This is a genomic window from Paenarthrobacter sp. 22069 (genome assembly GCF_052046035.1).
In the GTDB taxonomy this organism is placed as follows: domain Bacteria; phylum Actinomycetota; class Actinomycetes; order Actinomycetales; family Micrococcaceae; genus Arthrobacter.
The window spans coordinates 121,857-138,090 of record NZ_JBQEQF010000013.1; the positions used below are offsets into that span (position 1 = coordinate 121,857).

Annotated in this window: 19 protein-coding genes; 7 read left to right on the forward strand and 12 right to left on the reverse strand. The window is 67.1% G+C overall.

What is annotated here, in order from left to right; genetic code table 11:
* The first annotated feature begins 116 nt into the window (after positions 1-116).
* Positions 117-899, forward strand: a complete 783-nt coding sequence (locus tag ACTJK0_RS12500) for an SDR family NAD(P)-dependent oxidoreductase (protein WP_440745380.1) — start codon at positions 117-119, stop codon at positions 897-899.
* A 14-nt stretch (positions 900-913) separates the two neighbouring features.
* Here ACTJK0_RS12500 and ACTJK0_RS12505 read toward each other — a convergent pair whose 3' ends face one another.
* The 8 genes from ACTJK0_RS12505 to ACTJK0_RS12540 all read right to left on the reverse strand — a co-directional run bounded on the left by ACTJK0_RS12505 (position 914) and on the right by ACTJK0_RS12540 (position 9,401).
* A complete protein-coding gene (locus ACTJK0_RS12505; RefSeq protein ID WP_110542266.1) occupies positions 914-1,690 on the reverse strand; it encodes an SDR family oxidoreductase in 777 nt (258 codons plus the stop codon).
* Position 1,691: 1 nt separating this feature from the next.
* A complete protein-coding gene (locus tag ACTJK0_RS12510) occupies positions 1,692-2,690 on the reverse strand; it encodes a fumarylacetoacetate hydrolase family protein (protein ID WP_440745381.1) in 999 nt (332 codons plus the stop codon).
* Between the two features lie 11 nt (positions 2,691-2,701).
* On the reverse strand, positions 2,702-3,775 hold the full coding sequence (locus ACTJK0_RS12515) for an amidohydrolase family protein (RefSeq protein WP_440745382.1): 1,074 nt from the start codon (positions 3,773-3,775) through the stop codon (positions 2,702-2,704).
* Positions 3,772-4,896: an FAD-dependent oxidoreductase gene (locus ACTJK0_RS12520; protein WP_440745383.1), complete on the reverse strand. Its 1,125-nt coding sequence runs from the start codon at positions 4,894-4,896 to the stop codon at positions 3,772-3,774. The genes ACTJK0_RS12515 and ACTJK0_RS12520 overlap by 4 nt, the downstream gene beginning before the upstream one ends.
* 51 nt (positions 4,897-4,947) lie before the next feature.
* Entirely contained in the window at positions 4,948-5,985 is a 1,038-nt protein-coding gene (locus tag ACTJK0_RS12525; RefSeq protein ID WP_440745384.1) for a cyclase family protein, read from the reverse strand.
* The gene (locus ACTJK0_RS12530; RefSeq protein WP_440745385.1) at positions 5,982-6,944 is read right to left on the reverse strand and encodes a fumarylacetoacetate hydrolase family protein; all 963 of its coding nucleotides are present in this window, start codon (positions 6,942-6,944) and stop codon (positions 5,982-5,984) included. The genes ACTJK0_RS12525 and ACTJK0_RS12530 overlap by 4 nt, the downstream gene beginning before the upstream one ends.
* 6 nt (positions 6,945-6,950) lie before the next feature.
* Positions 6,951-7,970, reverse strand: coding sequence for a VOC family protein (locus ACTJK0_RS12535; protein WP_043450249.1), 1,020 nt, complete (start codon positions 7,968-7,970; stop codon positions 6,951-6,953).
* A 255-nt stretch (positions 7,971-8,225) separates the two neighbouring features.
* Positions 8,226-9,401 (reverse strand): ABC transporter substrate-binding protein, encoded by a 1,176-nt coding sequence (locus ACTJK0_RS12540; RefSeq protein WP_440745386.1) that lies wholly within the window; start codon positions 9,399-9,401, stop codon positions 8,226-8,228.
* A gap of 278 nt (positions 9,402-9,679) precedes the next feature.
* On the opposite strand from ACTJK0_RS12540, the gene ACTJK0_RS12545 reads away from it, so the two are divergent.
* Positions 9,680-9,826, forward strand: a complete 147-nt coding sequence (locus tag ACTJK0_RS12545; protein WP_110542275.1) for a lmo0937 family membrane protein — start codon at positions 9,680-9,682, stop codon at positions 9,824-9,826.
* Between the two features lie 51 nt (positions 9,827-9,877).
* Here ACTJK0_RS12545 and ACTJK0_RS12550 read toward each other — a convergent pair whose 3' ends face one another.
* Both ACTJK0_RS12550 and ACTJK0_RS12555 read right to left on the reverse strand, forming a co-directional pair.
* A complete protein-coding gene (locus ACTJK0_RS12550) occupies positions 9,878-11,176 on the reverse strand; it encodes a Y-family DNA polymerase (protein WP_440745387.1) in 1,299 nt (432 codons plus the stop codon).
* An 8-nt stretch (positions 11,177-11,184) separates the two neighbouring features.
* Positions 11,185-11,616, reverse strand: a complete 432-nt coding sequence (locus ACTJK0_RS12555; protein WP_440745388.1) for a LexA family protein — start codon at positions 11,614-11,616, stop codon at positions 11,185-11,187.
* Positions 11,617-11,872: 256 nt separating this feature from the next.
* Here ACTJK0_RS12555 and ACTJK0_RS12560 point away from each other — a divergent pair, with 256 nt between their 5' ends.
* The 4 genes from ACTJK0_RS12560 to ACTJK0_RS12575 all read left to right on the forward strand — a co-directional run bounded on the left by ACTJK0_RS12560 (position 11,873) and on the right by ACTJK0_RS12575 (position 14,323).
* The gene (locus ACTJK0_RS12560; protein WP_440745389.1) at positions 11,873-12,184 is read left to right on the forward strand and encodes a hypothetical protein; all 312 of its coding nucleotides are present in this window, start codon (positions 11,873-11,875) and stop codon (positions 12,182-12,184) included.
* A gap of 93 nt (positions 12,185-12,277) precedes the next feature.
* Positions 12,278-13,096 carry an HAD family hydrolase gene (locus ACTJK0_RS12565; protein WP_440745390.1) on the forward strand — a complete coding sequence of 273 codons (819 nt, stop codon included), beginning with the start codon at positions 12,278-12,280 and terminating at the stop codon, positions 13,094-13,096.
* Positions 13,097-13,202: 106 nt separating this feature from the next.
* The gene (locus tag ACTJK0_RS12570; RefSeq protein WP_440745391.1) at positions 13,203-13,466 is read left to right on the forward strand and encodes a hypothetical protein; all 264 of its coding nucleotides are present in this window, start codon (positions 13,203-13,205) and stop codon (positions 13,464-13,466) included.
* 44 nt (positions 13,467-13,510) lie between these two features.
* Complete coding sequence (locus tag ACTJK0_RS12575; RefSeq protein ID WP_440745392.1) at positions 13,511-14,323, forward strand: glycerophosphodiester phosphodiesterase; 813 nt, start codon at positions 13,511-13,513, stop codon at positions 14,321-14,323.
* On the opposite strand, the gene ACTJK0_RS12580 is transcribed toward ACTJK0_RS12575, so the two are convergent.
* Positions 14,320-14,769, reverse strand: coding sequence for a hypothetical protein (locus ACTJK0_RS12580; RefSeq protein WP_440745393.1), 450 nt, complete (start codon positions 14,767-14,769; stop codon positions 14,320-14,322). The genes ACTJK0_RS12575 and ACTJK0_RS12580 overlap by 4 nt on opposite strands.
* Positions 14,770-14,903: 134 nt before the next feature.
* On the opposite strand from ACTJK0_RS12580, the gene ACTJK0_RS12585 reads away from it, so the two are divergent.
* Positions 14,904-15,140, forward strand: a complete 237-nt coding sequence (locus ACTJK0_RS12585) for a DUF6480 family protein (protein ID WP_440745394.1) — start codon at positions 14,904-14,906, stop codon at positions 15,138-15,140.
* Positions 15,141-15,158: 18 nt separating this feature from the next.
* Here the strand turns inward: ACTJK0_RS12585 and ACTJK0_RS12590 are convergent, their stop codons facing one another.
* Positions 15,159-16,106, reverse strand: a complete 948-nt coding sequence (locus ACTJK0_RS12590; protein ID WP_440745395.1) for an EAL domain-containing protein — start codon at positions 16,104-16,106, stop codon at positions 15,159-15,161.
* Positions 16,107-16,234 lie beyond the last annotated feature (128 nt).

Genomic DNA, 16,234 nt, shown 5'->3' on the forward strand with positions numbered 1-16,234 from the left:
GCCCTGACTATCTGAGGGACTATCCGCGCGGCAGATACCACCTAGTCCTAAAACGCTGTTCCCCTTCCGGTCCACCCCTGCGAAAGTCGAGAAACACACGTCCGGAAGGATTTTCCATGCCCGTTTCCAGCCCGCGCCTGGCCGGCAAGACAACTGTTATCACCGGGACGGCCAGCGGCCAGGGCAGGGCCGCCGCGCTCGCGTTCGCTGCGGCAGGGGCCGTGGTGGTGGGCTGCGACATGGACGACGACGGCGCTGCCGCCACGGTCGCGCAGGTCACCGCCGCCGGTGGCCGGATGAGCAGCAACCGGGTAGACCTCACGGATGAGGCTGCCGTGGCGTCGTGGGCCCAGGACGTCGTGGACGTCCATGGGGAGGTGCACATCCTGTACGCCAACGCCGCCGTCACGCGCTTCGCGCCGGTGGAGCACCTCACGTACGCGGACTGGAAGTGGAACGTGGAGCACGAGATGGATGTGGTGTTCCTGCCGGTGAAGTACTTCTGGCCGCAGCTGATCGCGGCGCCGAACGCCGCCATTGTCCTGGTGGGCTCCACGGCGGGGGTGACCGGCTCGATGACCAACGGGCGGCTGGCCCACACCGCCACCAAGGGCGCGGTGGTGGCCATGACCAGGCAGCTCGCTGCCGAGGGTGCGCCATTCGGGCTCCGCGTCAACGCGGTCAGCCCCGGGATGATCCGCACCGCCGCCACCGAGGGCAACCTCCTCGCCGCCGACCACCCCATGCGGACCATTGCCGGAAGCATTCCCCTGGGCAGGATCGGTGCGCCGGAGGAAGTGGCCAACTGTGCGCTGTTCCTCGCCTCGGACGAGGCCTCGTACGTCACCGGGGCCAACCTGATGGTCGACGGCGGCTGGTCGGCCGTGCTGCCCGGCTGACCGGTCAGGGAATTTCAGCGCAGGGCGTCGGAGACCGACTTGGCGCCGCCGTGGCCGGACTGGCCGCCGTCCACCGGGATCTCTGCGCCCGTCACGAAAGAGGACAGCGGACTGAGGAGGAAGAGCACGACACCGGCCACCTCCTCCACGCTGCCGGTGCGGCCGAGCGGGGTTTCGGCCAGCGTGGCCTGCCGGAACTCCGGTTTGGCTCCCTGCGTCATGGGAGTTTCGATGAAGCCGGGATGAACGGTGTTCACCCGGATACCGCGCGGACCGAGTTCCATGGCGGCCACCTGCGACAGCCCGCGCAGCGCCCACTTGCTCGCGGTGTAGGCCACTGGATAGTGGGCCGTCAGGCCGGCCACGGAGCCGACGTTCACGATCGAGGCAGCCCTGGCCATGTGCGGTGCCAGGGTCTGGATACCCAGCAGGCTCCCCGCCACGTTGACCCCGTAGACCTTGTGCAGGTCAGCGGGAGACACGTCCAGCAGGCGGCTGCGCTGGGTGATGCCGGCGTTGTTCACCAGGCCGTGTACGGTCCACCCCTCGGAGCGGATCCAGTCCCCAAGGCGCGCCCACGCCGCGGCATCCGATACGTCAAGCTGCCGGTACACGAGGCATCCGTCCGCGGACGGAACCACCCCGGCCAGCCCTGCGGGGATGCCGGCGGCGAGGTCGGTGGCGACGACCCGCGCCCCGGCTTCGGCCAGCATCCGTGCCTCTGCAGCGCCCTGGCCCTGGCCGGCCCCGGTGACCACCACCGTACGGCCCTCGAGCTGGAGGGAAACCACCTCAGGATCCGGCGGACGCCGGCTGGACAGTCCGGTTGCGTGGGCGGGTCCGGGCTGCCACCCGGGTCACGGCTTCGCGCCGGGTGCCAACAGTGTTCTCGATGGTTCCGATGCCTTCCACGGTCATCCGAACCACGTCGCCGGTCTTCAATGGTGGGGGAGTCTGTGCGCCGTTGCGTCCCCAGAGCTCGGCGAGGCAGCCGCTGCCGCACGTGCCGGATCCCAGCACGTCGCCGGGCCGTACCATCGAATCCTGCGACGCGTAGGCCACCAGCTCCGCGAACGGCCAGCCCATGTTGGAGAGCAGGTCCTGGCCGATCGGCTCGCCGTTGACCTTCACCGCCATGGAGATGGGCAGGAAGCCCCCGGCGTCGTGCCGGTCCTCGAACTCGTCCGCCGTGACAATCCAGGGCCCCAGGGTGTTGGCGAAGTCCTTGCCCTTGCACGGGCCGAGGCTGACTTTCATCTCGCGGCGCTGCAGGTCCCGGGCGGACCAGTCGTTGAGGATGGTGTAGCCGAAGATGTGCCGGTGGGCCTCTTCCGCCGTCAGGTTGCTGCCGTCGCTGCCGGGGACGCGTCCGACGACGGCGGCCACCTCGGTCTCGAAGTCCAGGTCCGTGCAGCCTGCCGGAATGCCGATCACCTCGCCGGTCCCGGTCACCGTGTGCGGGTTGGTGAAGTAGAACGTGGGTGCCTCATACCATTCCGGCACCACGCCGGCTTCGCCGTCGATGCTCTTCCGGACGCCCTCCACGTGCTCCTCGAACGCCACGAAGTCCCGGATGGTGGCGGGCACCAGCGGGGCGAGCAGCTGCACGTCCGCGAGCCGGACCGCCGGACCGGACCCGATGACCCGCCGGGCGGTGGCCAGTGTCTCCTCGAGTCCGGCGTCCAGCAGTGTCTGCACGTCCTGTCCCTGGGGGAGGGCGAAACAAGCGCCGCCGTCCACAAAGCCGGACTGCGTCCCGCCGTCGTCATTCCAGCGTGCAATCTTGACCATTCGGAGCCTCCTTAAGCGGTAGGTCGGGTGGTGAGGGCGGCAGCCGCGGTGATTCCCAGCCTCCGGGCGTTGCCGCCCAGGACGCGGGCCTCGTCGCCGGCCGGAAGTCCGGCTGCCTGGACCTCGTCCACGGGAAGGTCGGAGCCCATGTCGAACGGGTAGTCCGAGCCGAGCAGCACCTGCTCCGGACCGGCGGCCGCCACGAGCGCCCGCAGTTCGGCCGGGCTGTGCACCAGGGAGTCGAAGTAGAGCTTTTGCAGATAGGACGACGGCGGCTGGGCGCAGCCGTGTGCCTCGGGCCGTACCTTCCAGGCATGGTCCGAGCGGCCCAGCGTGCTGGGGAGGTAGCCGCCGCCGTGCGCAGCCACGACCTTCAGGGCCGGGTGCTGGTCCAGGACGCCGCTGAAGATCAGGTGCGACAGGGCAACGGCGTTTTCGGCTGGCTGGGACACGGTGTTGGCCAGGTAGAAGCGGTCCAGCCGTTCATCCAGGGAGCAGCCGAAGGGATGCAGGAACACCACCGCGCCGAGCTCTTCGCAGCGGCTCCAGAACGGTTCCAGCCGGGGGTCCGAAAGCTCCACCGTGCTGCGGTCTGAATCGCCGGGAGTGGCGGCGTAGGAGCCGATCTCCACGCCCAGCAGTCCGCACTCCAGCACCGCGTGCTCCAACGCCTGCACCATCAGGTGCGGGTGCTGGAGTGGGACCAGGCCCAGGCCGTTGAGCCGTTCCGGCGCACGGTCCACGAACTCCCGTACGGCATGGTTCGCCTGCCGGGCCACTTCGAGGGCCAGTTCTTCACCGGCGAAGTAGTAGAAATGCGACGGCGAGGGCGAAACCAGCTGCACGTCCACGCCCTGCGCGTCCATGTCTGCCAGCCTGCGGTCCAGGTCCGTCAGCTGCGGCCAGCGTTCCTTGATCATCTTCCCCGAGGCAGCCATGGACCCGGGCCCGTTGCGCCGCACCTCCAGGGCCTGCAGCGCGGCGAAGCCGTCGGGGTCAGCGTCGGCCACGAGCTGCTGCAGGGCCGGGAGCAGGATGTGCGCATGGACGTCCAGGACGGGGTTTTCAGACGGGCGGGGACTCATGCGGGTTCCTTCAACATGACGGAGAGGCCGTGCATCAGACCGGGCACGTCGGCGTCCCGGACGCCGTCAAGCATCCACTGGCCCAGCTGGACGGAGGCATTGACCACTGCCCTGGCCCGGTCCAGCCGGCGGTCGGTGAATTCCTTGAACAGGGTCTCGGTGACGTCGTCGGCCTCGACCAGGAGTTCGGCCAGTACGGCCGCGTCCTCCAGTGCCATGGCGGCGCCTTGGGCCACCGTGGGCGGGCAGCTGTGGGCAGCGTCGCCGATGATGACCGTGCGTCCCCGGTTCCAGGGGCCATCCACCAGGTGAGTGGTGAACCAGGTGTAGTTAATGCGCGCGCTGTGGTCCAGGTTTTCCCGGATCTCCTTCCACGGGCCGCCGTAAGCCGCGGCGAGCCCGGCCATGATGCGGGGCCCGTCCTCGTGCTTGCGCTCCTGCGCCTTTTCCACCAGGTAGGCGTATATGGTGTCGGGGCCGGTGGGGCAGTACCCGGCAATGAAGCAGGGGCCGCCGTAGGTGAGGTCGGTGCGGACCACCTCTTCGGGCCGTTCCACGAAGGCCCGCCAGATGCCCATGCCCGTGGGCCGGGGTTCCACGTCGATACCGATGGCCTTGCGGACAGCGGAGTGCAGGCCGTCGGCGCCGATCAGGAGGTCATAGGTCGCGGTGCCGCCGTCGGCCGTGCTGACGGTGACGGACCCGCCGTCGTCTGTTATCCCCGTGACGGTCTTCCCGTAGCTGATCCGGGCTCCCGCCTGTTCGGCCCGTTCCCGGAGGATGGAGGTCAGGTCAGGCCGGTACATGCCCATGGTGGCGGGAAGGTCGTCGCCGCCGGTGCGGATGTCCTCCAGGACCGCGATGACCGTGCCTGCGGGGTCGGGGGCGCGCAGGCCCAGCGTGCTGAAGCCGTAGCCTTTGGCTGCCACCTGGTCCCAGACACCGAGCTGGCGAAGGACCCGCAGGGCGTTCCCCTGCAGGGTGATTCCGGATCCCAGGGTCTGAGGTTCGGTTGCCTTTTCCAGGACTTCCACCTGGACTCCGGCGTCGGCCAGGAGGATGGCGGCGGCCAGTCCCGCGGCTCCCGCCCCCACGATTCCGACGTTCTGTACTGCTGCCATCGCTGACTCCTTTGTATTGACGGCGGTTCTGCTGTTGTCTAAGGGAAAAAATTACCTGACGGCGATCGGGTTGACCGGTGATCCGACGGCCCCGGTGATGGGGAGGGGCGCGGCCGTGAGCAGGAAGTCGTACCTGCCGTCCGAGGCGCATGCCTCCGCCAGTCCGTCCGGGTCCCACATTTCGCCCAGGAACAGGCCAAGGTTGGGGATGGCGATCTGGTGGAGGGGCTGGAAGGCGCCGTCGAACTCATTCGGCCGGACCTCGAAGCCCCACGTGTCCGTGGCGATGCCGGCGATTTCGCTGCGGTGCAGCCACGGCGCCGCGCTGAACGACAGCCCCGGGGCCGCTCCGCCTGCGTAGTCGCCCCAGCCGTCGCGGCGGACCCGGCTGTACTGGCCGGTGCGGATCACCACGATGTCCCCGCGCCGCACTTCGGAACTGGGGCCCTGGAGTGCGATGATCCGCTCGAGGTGTTCGGGGGTGATGGCGAATCCGTCCGGCAGTTCGCCGTCGTCCCGTCCCAGCTCCGGTCCGAGCGCACGTCCGACGTCGAGCAGGACGCCCCGGGTGACGATCTTGGCCGCAGCCGTTTCAATGCCGGTGACCAGATCACCCTCGGAGGTGACCACGTCCCCGGCAGCGCGGCCGTTCCAGGCCTTGCCCTGGTCGAAGATGTGTCCCAGCCCGTCCCACTGCGTGGAGCACTGCAGGGGCATGGCGATCACGTCGTCCGCCCCGCCGAAGCCATGCGGGAAGCCCTGGTTGCCGCGTTCGGCGTCCACGCCGGTGTCCGTCATGGTGTGGACCGGGTTGGTGCGCCGGCGCCACCCCTTTTGCGGACCGTTGGTGTCGAAGGGCTGGGACAGCGAGAACGCCTCGCCGGTTCTGACCCGGGCCGCCGCTTCGACGCGTTTCGCGTCGTCGATGAAGTTCAGCGTGCCCAGGACATCGTCTTGGCCCCAGCGTCCCCAGTTGTTGTGGGCCCGCGCCATGGCCCGGATGCTGCCCAGCGGGTCGTCGCGCCGGATCACCGGGGAATCAGTTGAGCCCCCGGTTCCGGTGATGCGGGTTGTGTCCTGCGTGGTCACGGTTTGCTGCTTTCGGTTGCCACTTCGTCCTTGCAGTGGATCAGCTGGGTGCCCAGGCCGGTGATGGTGCCTTCCATGACGTCGCCGTCCTGGAGGAGCCGTCCCCAGTGCTGGCCATTGCCGGCCGGGCTGCCGGTGAGCACCAGGTCGCCCGGGCGCAGCGGCATGATCTGCGAGGCTTCGCTGACCAGCTTGGCCACGCCGAAGATCATGTCCTGCGTGGACTCGTCCTGCATGGCCTTGCCGTTGAGCTTCAGGGTCACCTGCACGTCCTGTGGGTCGCCGAAAAACTTGGCGGGAACCAGGAGCGGGCCGGTGGGCAGGAAGCCGGGGGCATTCTTGGCCCGGTACCAGTCGGAACCGATAGCGGGCATGTCCTTGCGGAACACGTATTCGCGGGTGGTGATGTCGTTGACCATCGTGTAGCCGAAGACGTGGTCCAGTGCCTCCTCGGGGGTGACCCGGAACGCGGTCTTGCCGATCACTGTCGCCAGTTCCAGTTCCCAGTCGTGGGATTTCGAGTAGGCCGGCAGGGTGAGGTCGTCCGTGGCGGACGCGATCGCCGTCGGGAGTCCGATGAAGAAGTACGGCCTGCCCTGGCCTGCGCGCTTGTCCATCATCGCGGCGGTTTTGGCGCGAACTTCCTCCTCGTCCTCGCCGGGTTCGCGGTGGGCGGCGGCAAGGTCGATGACGTGCTTGCGGTAGTTGGCCCCGGTCTGCAGGACCTGGGCAGGTTCCACGGGGGCGAGGATTTCGACGGCGGCCCGCGGCAGGCCGGTGTCCGCGCCTGCGGAGGCGGCGAGTGCGTCGAGCTGGCTTTCGGTGGTGTCCCAGTGCTCGATCAGGGAGTTAATGTCCCCGTCCAGCGGCAGGATCCGCTCGTTGACCAGCAGGCCTGCGCGGGCCTTGCTGTCGCCGGGCTCCTGGAACCGGACCAGTGCGTAGGTGGTTTCGGCCATGGTGTCTTAGCCCCGGCCCTGCTTGGCGTACGGGTTCAGGAGCGCTTCCTTCATTTCCGGGGACGCGCCTTCCTCTGTGGCGGTGAAGCCCTCGGCGGGCGGGAACGACTCGGTCATGGAGTGCGGCATGGCACCGTTCTTATAGAAGTTGTTGGAACCGAGCGAGGGCTTCCAGGTGTTGGCTTCCCAGTCCGGGACGTAGTTGCGGTAGCCGCCGGAGTTCAGCTCCACGCGCAGGCCGGACGGCTCGCGGAAGTACAGGAAGTTCTGTTCGCCCACGCCGTGGATGGACGGGCCGTATTCCATGGGGGTGCCGTTTTCCATCATCACGTCCGCCGTGCGGAGCAGGTCCTCGGTGGTGTCCACCCAGAAGGCGATGTGGTTGACGCGGCCGGGGCGGTTGGAGGTGTCCAGCACGACGCCGAGGTCGTGGGACTTTTCGTTGGTGGTCAGGACGGAGAAGACGGTGATGGGGGCTTCGTCCAGGTCCACGAAGGCCATGACGCGGAAGCCCAGGGCTTCGTTGTACCACTTGGCAAAGCCGCGGACATCCTGCGTTGCCACCGTGACGTGGTCCAGGAAACGGGGTGCTGCCGCGTGGCTGCTGCGCCGCTCGGGCCGGTCCGGGTAGGTGGACTCGAAGCCGGGTTCGGCCACGAACTTATCCACGTCGTAGAAGAGGCGCATGTGGTGGCCGTAGGGGCCGGTGAATTCGTAGGCCTTGCCGTAGCCGTGCCCGCCGGCGGTCCAGGTGCCCTGCACGCCGGTCGCTTCGATGCGCTGTGCGGCGGCTTCCAGGGCTGCCTGCGAGTTGGTGCGCCAGGCCATCCGGCCCAGGGACGCTTCCGGTCCTTCGGTGACCACCAGGCTGTAGCGGTAGTAGTCGCCCCAGCAGCGGAGGTAGACGTTGCCGTCCACGCGGTCGATGATGCGCATGCCGAACTTTTCCTCGTAGAACCTGGCCGAGGCTTCGACGTCCGGGCTGGTGATCTCGAGGTGGGCAAGATGGGAGAGGGGAGTTTCCACGGTGAAGTCCTTTTGGCTACTGGCTGCGGTCTGATTGGTGCAGGTCCTGTAACCACTGTGAGGCACTTCATATATTCGGGGAAGACGACTTTTTCGATATCAGATATCCATGAAGCTGATACCACTTGGCTGCAACGCCCGCTCATTTCCTGTGCTTAAACCGCAAACGCCCGCTCACTTTCTGGGGAAAGTGAGCGGGCGTTGGTCGAAAGGGTGCATCATGTGAGCTGGCGTCCTGGGTGGTGCCGCTGAAAGCTACTCCTTGCCCAGCCCGGCTGCGGAGGTCTTCCCGCCCGAGACGCTGTTGAGCGCGCGCAGGTCGAAGATGCCGTTGATGTCCGCCTGCTTGGTGGTGCCGGCGGTCACGCCGTCGGCCAGGAGTTTCTTGTAGGTTCCCGCGAGCGGGTCCACGGTGAAGACGATGTTCTTCAGGGACCGGTCGATTACGTCCGCCTTGAGCTCCGCGCCGGCCGCGTCCTTCAATGCCGCATTGATGACCGTGGCCTTCTCCGCGGCGGAGGCCTGGTTCAGCCAGTCGACCGACTTCACGTGGCCCTTCAGCAGTGCCTTGACGGTGTCCGGGTGGTCGGCGGCGAACTTCTGGTTCACGATCAGGATGGTGGTGGGGAACTCACCCGGCTTGCCGGAGAGCGAGCCGTCCCACAGGTCCTTCTCGTCCACCAGCACCTTGGCCCCGGCATTCAGGACCAGGCGGGACGCCCACGGCTCAGGCAGCCACGCGCCGTCGAGCTTTCCGTCCTGGAACAGCTTCAGGGTCTGGGCGTTTTCCGTCGGGTTGATGGCGACATCGCCGCTGCCGTCCACGTTGGTTTTGTAACCCTGGGAGGAAAGCCAGGCGCGCAGTGCCACGTCCTGCGTACCGCCGAGCTGGGGCGAGGCGAGCGTCTTGCCCTTGAGGTCAGCCGCCGAGTTGATCTCCGGCTTGACCACCAGCTGCGCCCCGCCGGCCGCAGCGCCGGCGATGATGTTGATCGACTCGCCGCCGCTCTTGACGAACGAGTTGATGGCCGGGTTCGGGCCGATGTAGGTGGCGTCGATAGCCCCCGCGTTCAGCGCCTCGATGGCCGCGGGGCCGGCGTTGAACACCTGGGTGCTGAGCTTCGTGCTGCCCAGTGCATCGGCGATGAAGCCTTTGCTGACCCCCACCAGGGCCGGGGCGTGCGTGACATTGCCGAAGTAGCCGAGTTTCAGCTCGGCGGCAGGATTGCCCGACGGAGCCGCCTCGGCTGCCGGTGCCGCGCTGCCGTTGTTGACGGCGGAGGCGACGGCGGCACCCCCGCCGACGAGGGCCAGGACGGCTGCCGCGATGCCGATCTTCAGGCCGAGGGGGCGCTTGGGTTTCGCTGACTGTCCGGCGACGATGCGGGTTGAGGACTGGACGTGCGGGTTCTTGTCCTGCTGGTTTGCCATGGGGAAATCCTTTGCTGGGGCGGATGCTGAGACGAGATTACGGAGCGCCCGCCACCCCCACAATCAATCCCGTAGCGGGCGTTCACGCGGCGACGCGAACGCTCAACGCGGCGTAGCGCGGCGTCAAAAATCGTCGCGCGGCGTCTCCAACCGGTGGCTGGGGCCGCCCGGCAGCGGCCAAGCCTGTGGCCAGCAGGTGTGGGCCCTGATTCGCCCCCTTGCCCGGTGGGTACCTACACCGCATGGGGATTCTGTAAAAACTAGGAAAGGACACACTCATGTTGCTTTGGATTGCCATCATCATCGCCGTTCTGTGGCTTCTTGGACTGCTCGCGAACATTGGCGGCGGCCTGATCCACATTCTCCTGGTCGTCGCAGTCGTGGTCCTGATCATCCACTTCGTCCGGGGCAGGTCCCGCGTCTAGCAAGCTGCCGCTCCCGCCGCCGGCCGGCAGCCCGGCGGCGGGAGCGGTGGTTCACGCAGCCTTTACCAACGGCAGTTCGTCCCAATGCGTGGTGTAGCGGGGCGAGCGCATGTCGCGTTTCATGGTCCAGTCCAGTCCCGACCTGATGCCGGCGTGCCCCAACCCAATGGAGCTCCGGCCAAACTTCTTGCCCACGTCCTCAAGAAGGGGCCCTATTCCGCGGTCCTCGTGCGGGTTCACGAACGGCTCCAGCGGCGGCTGGTTCCCTGTGGGACGGAGGTCGGTGAGCATGAGGCCGGCCTTGGCGTATTTGAGTCCGTCCCGGATGTGGGGCAGGAGCGCGTGGGCGGCCCTGGTGAGCAGGACCGGATCCGCCGTGGGCATCGGAAGCGCGACGCACACGGATGGATACGCCTGTTCGTGGTTCCTGAAGGGGGACGTGGCAGCGAACGCCGTCAGGACCTTCGCCTGCAACCCGTGCTTGGATAGCCGGGCGCTCGCCTGCTGTCCATAGATGCTGAGCACCTCGCGCAGGCCTGCCGCTGTTGTGACGGGGGTAGCGAAGGAGCGGGAAAAGATCAGCTGGTCGCGGCCGATCCGCTCCTCCTCCATGGGGATGCAGGGGGTTCCCCGCAACTCCAGGACCGTCCGCATCACCACCACCGAGAACCTGTCCCTGATCATGACGGGGTCCGCGCGGACCAGGTCCAGGACGGTGAAGATTCCCAGGACATTGAGCCGCCGGGTGAGCCGCCCGGCGATGCCCCAGATCTCGTCCACGGGCAAGCGGGCCAGCAATGCCTCCCGCACCTCCTGCGGGACGGCGTCCCACAGGCAGACTCCGCCGAAAGCTGCATTGTTCTTGGCCCACTTGTTGCAGAGCTTGGCCAGGGTCTTAGTGGGGGCAATGCCAAGGCACACCGGCACCCCCACATGCCGCCGCACGGCGTCCTTCATCCGGCGGCCCAAAGCCAGCAGCTCTTCCGGCCCGCCCTTCACACCCAGGAACGCCTCGTCGATGCTGTAGACCTCAAGCCATGCAGAGTACCTGCCCAGCAGTTCCATCACCCGGGCGCTGATGTCCCCGTAGAGCTCATAGTTGCTGGACTTCGCCACAAGGCCCCATTCCTTGGCCCGCGGCGCAAGCTTGAACCAGGGCTCGCCGGTGGAGATGCCCAGGGCCTTCGCCTCAGGGGAGCGGGTCACCGCGCAGCCGTCATTGTTGGACAGCACCACCAGCGGCCGTCCCTCCAGTGAGGGATCGAAAGCCCGCTCGGCCGAGGCGTAGAAGCAGTTGACGTCCACGTGGGCAATCTGCGGCATCCGCCGCATCAGGGCGGGCTTAGCCATGCTGCTCCTTACACATGGTGGAGGCACCTGGTGGCGACGCCCCAGATGGTCAACTCGGACAGGGCAGGAACGTGGATGTCCGGATACTTCGGGTTCTCTGCCTGCAGTACCACGCCTGTGCGGGTGATGCGGAGCCGCTTCACTGTCAGTTCTCCATCCAGCACAGCGATCACCACGGATCCATCGCGGGGCTCCAGCGCCCGGTTCACGATCAGTTCATCACCGTCGCTGATGCCGGCGCCCTCCATGGAATCACCGGTTACCCGGACCACAAAGGTGCTGGTGATGTCCTTGATCAGGTGTGCATTGAGGTCAATGCGGCCATCGAAGTAGTCCTGTGCCGGCGACGGGAAGCCCGCTGCCACCGCCACGGGGGAGATCAGCACCGAGAACAGGGAGGCGCCCGCATCTATCACGCGGGGACCGACAGTAACGCCCACAACACACCTTTATTCGAAAATATGTTCGATAGTTTCAGTGTAGCGCCGGTGGCTGACAACGGGCACTCCCCCTGCCAGGCGGCGAAGGGTCCGCAGCTAACGAAGGGCTGCAGCCGTCGTCCACTGTTCTTGAGCCATTCTTTACCGGATCAGGCCGCGTCCTTGTGCTTCATCCCCCATCCTGAGCCTGGGTGGTTGCCGCCCTGCGGGCAGCTGGGCGGCCAGCTGCCCGGCTGGATCGAGGAAAGGACCTGTGGTGAAATTTGAAGTCGCGGACCGTGGCCAAGGGCCGTCCTGGTGGCTCTCCGAAAACGGTGAACTGCTGGCATGGCCGGGGCGGTATTTCGCATCGATGGCCTTCGCCGAACGTGAGGCAGCCGCCTTTAAGGCAGCCGCCGCCAGTGCCACCTTCGAAATCTTCCGAAGTTCGGAGGGATGGCGGTGGAGGGCTGTGCAGCCGGTGGACTACTTCATGGCCTACTCGCCGGGCGCCTTTCCCCGGCCGGCCCAGGCCCGCAAAGCCGGAAGGGAAATCAGGCACAAGGTTCAGCACGCCGTCGGTCCTTAGCAGGAAGCAGCGACCGCCCGCAGATTCCCAAAGCCACCCCAGGCCAGGCTCCACGCTGCGCACCGGGACCGAACGCCCACGTAGACTGGCAGGATGCGGCTGGTTGCAAGCGATATCGATGGAACAATCCTTGGGCACGATGGAAAAATCAGCCCCCGCACCATCCGCGCCTTCCACGCCTGCCGGGAGGCCGGCGTCGAACTTGTCTTCGTCACCGGCCGGCCGCCGCGGTGGCTGCACCCGCTCGAGGAGCAGCTCGGCCACACCGGGCGGGTGATCTGCTCCAATGGTGCCGTCGTCTGGGACCTTGAGGCGGACCGCCTGGTCTCCGCCCGCGCCCTCGCCATCGGGACAGTCCTGGAACTCCGCCGCATCATCAAGGAACTCCGGCCCGCCGCGCTGTTCGCCGCCGAAACGCTCACCGGATTCCACCTCGAGCCTGGCTTCATCGAAAACGAGTCCAGTGAACTGCTTGCCGAGTTCACTCCCGCGCCGCTGAAGGACACGCTCACCGATGACGATTCGGTGGTGAAGTTCCTCGCCATCGTCCGCGACGGAACGCCGGATGACTTCCTCGCGGAGGTGGCGCCCGCCGTCGCGCACCTGGCGGCCGCCACGCACTCCTCGCCCGGTGTTGCCATGCTGGAGCTATCCCTGCCCGGCGTCAACAAGGCGGTTACCCTGGCTGAATATGCCGCAGCGCTGGGAATCGACGCCGCCGACGTGGTGGCCTTTGGCGACATGCCCAATGACATTGAGATGCTCCGCTGGGCGGGCCACGGTTATGCCATGGCCAGCGGCCATCCGGAAGCCATCCGGGCAGCAGGGCAGCAGGCGCCCCATTTTGACGACGACGGCGTAGCCCAGGTTTTGGAGGCCAGGCTGGCTTCCCTTGGCGTCCAGTTTTCCTGATTTCCGCCCCAAACTCCCAGCTCCCGCTCACCTGGCGTTTACCTTTCCGCGGTACCGTCAACCGTGGAAAGCAGGCACCTCTTACGCCGGCTCTTAGGGGGCAACCATGGCAAGGAACGTCAAGCAGCACCTGGCCGATGCACCGCTGCGCACTGCGATGCCGGCTCCGCACTGGAAGCAGCTGCGGCAGGGCGACCGCGTCCGGGTCCTGTTCGCGCCCGGCTTTGAGGCAGGCGGCGTAGTGGACACCATCACGCCGGATCACACTGCGGTGTGGGTCCACCTGGAGGGCGGCCGCGGCAGGACCCTGCTGCACTGCGGTGATGGCGTGGACATCGTTGCGTGTGGGGAGACGGACTGCCGGGAATGACCGCGCAGGCCTGATCCCCGTGCCGCTGGCGGTACGCTCGCAGTGTGACCCTGCCCTTTTTCGAGCATCAAGACCACGCCGGGCGGCAGCTTCCCATCGCCATGGCCCACCGCGGGTTCTCGACGGAGGGGCTGGAGAACTCCATGGCCGCGTTCCGTTCCGGCGTCAGCCTGGGCTTCCGGTACCTCGAAACCGACGTGCACACCACCTCCGACGGCGTACTGCTGCTCTTCCACGACGAAACCCTGGACCGGGTGACGGACGGCCGGGGGCGGGTGGCGGACCTGCCGGCCGCGGACGTGGCAAGGGCCCGGATCAACGGCCGCGAGCCCATCCCCACGTTCGATGAACTGGTCACCGCACTTCCCGAGGCCCGGCTGAACCTCGACGTCAAGGACTGGGGCTCGGTGCACAGCACCGCAGCCGCCATCGAGCGGCACCAGGTGCACCACCGGGTGCTGGTGACCAGTTTTTCGGACCGGCGGCGGCGGGCGGTGCTGAAGCTGCTCAGCCGGCCGGTGGCCTCCTCTGCGGGAGTCGGCTCAACGGCACTTTTCACCCTGCTGGGCCCCGTGCTCCCGCGCCCGGTGTTCCGGCTGTTGATGCGCCCGGTCCTTCGGGACGTCCACGCCCTGCAGGTTCCCGTGCGTTATGGGCGCGTCCGTGTTGTTACTTCCGGCTTTCTCCGGCGCGCCCATGCCCTTGGCCTGGTGGTGCACGTGTGGACCATCAACGACAGCGACGAGATGCACCGGCTCCTCGAACTGGGGGTGGATGGCATCGTCACTGACCGGGCGGACCTGCTGCGTGACGTGCTGCTGGCCCGCGGCCAGTGGCCGCACCGGCCGGAAGACTAACCCCGGCCCGTGCTGGTGGATGGATCCTGGTCGCCTTCGGTCGGGTCTGCCCGCAATTGATCAGGATTGCTGTCCGGAAGTCCCGCAGGTCCCGCTGATGTTCCCCCGCGACCGGTGGGTGCCGTGGCATCCCCGGCCAGGCCGCCGTCGTCCGAGCCGCCGGTGTCCCTGTCGTTGGCGTCGCCGTCGTTGTCCGTCTCGTCGACGTCCCCGCCGAGTGGACTATTGGACACCGGGGCGGGCGCGGCTCCGGTCTTCAAGCCGGGAGCCTTCTGCTTTTCCGCCGACATGGCGTTGGAACCTTCGCTCAACGACGAGTGGACCTCCACGTCGTCGTTGGGGTCGGTGGGATCGGGCACATCCATCTTCTCCGTTGGCTTTGATGTCCCGGCCAGGTCCTCCATGGCGTTTTCCGCTGCCTTGCCAATGCTGTCGCCGATTCCCATGTGACTGCTCCTTCCGGCTTGCGTGCCGGCGCCCCAGCGGCATACCGGCCCTACTCCTCCAGAATTATCAGCATGCTTACAATTAGTCCAGTGCTGGGGAATCAGACCGCAGCCGGAGAGGAAGGAAGACCAGCGTGAGCACTTATCATCCGGAAAATGATCCCGCCAACCCCGACCGGCCGGGACAGGAAGAGGTGGGCGCCGCCCAGCCGCACCTGGACAAGCAGCGCAGCAGGGAGTCTGCCGGTTCACCCAATCCGGACCCCGCGGAGGGGAACGTCACCGGGCTGGAGCCTGGCGGGGGAGTGCCCCCCGGCGAGACTCCGCCGGCAGAAGGCCAGATGAGCAGGGACCAGGGGCACTCGGAATAGCTCCCGGAGAGGCGGGGGTCAGGGCGATTTTCTGCCGCGGGAGACCGTGGGGGAATCGCCCGGGCCCGCCAACTGGCGCTCCAGGCCGTCAACGTCCAGGCGGGTGTTCCAGTTGGTCCAGTCCTCGGGACGCACAGACGGCCGGCCCAGCAGGTAGCCCTGCCCGGCGCTGATGCCCAGTTCGGTGAGGACCTTGAGTTCGCCCACCGTCTCGATGCCCTCCGCCACGAGGGTGATGCCTGCCTGTTCCGTAAAGTCCACCAGGCAGGCGGCCAGCGCCCGCTGAAGGCCGTCCTTGTCCACGTCCCCGATAACGTTGCGGCCCACCTTGAGGAAATCAGGCTGGAGATGGATCATCCGGCTGAGGGAACCGGCACCGGTGTGGGTATCATCGACGGCGATCCGCAGCCCTTGTTCGCGAAGCGGGTTTATGGCGGAAATAAACTGCAGGTATTCCTCTTCCGGAATGTCTTCGGTCAGCTCGAGCACCACCCGGTCGATGGGCAGTTCGATGTGCTCGAACAGTTCCGGCAGTCGCGGATCCAGGCAGGACGTCGGGGAAATATTGAGGGAAACGTAAAGGTCTTCCGGCAGGTCCTGGGCGGCGGCGGCCGCGGAGCCCAGAGCCGCGAATTCGAGGTTTGCGCCAAGGCCCACCGCCGCTGCCTCGGCGAACCACAGTTCGGCGGCGGCGCCGTCGTCGCTGACAAAGCGGGAAAGGGCTTCGGCCCCGACCACGGTCTTTCCCTCCAGCCCGTAGATGGGCTGGAACGCGGTCATGACCATCTGGTTCTGCAGCAGGGCCCCAATCCGGGAGATGCTGCGGATCGCGTCCAGTTGCTCCGCGAACTGTGGCGGCAACGCGGGCCGCCCCAGGAGCATGTCCCTGGCCTCCAGCGTTTCCACCATACTGGTGTCGCTGCGCCTGGTCTCGAGAAGATACTCCAGCAGGGCCCGCTCGGGCACGCCGGGATTCTCATCGAGGCTGTTGCTCAGCCTCTGCCGAATTGCGGCTCCCGAAGGATCCGTATCCGCAAGTACGGCGGCGATAATTCCCCATGCCTGTACCCGAACCGACATTAGCAACGCCCCCA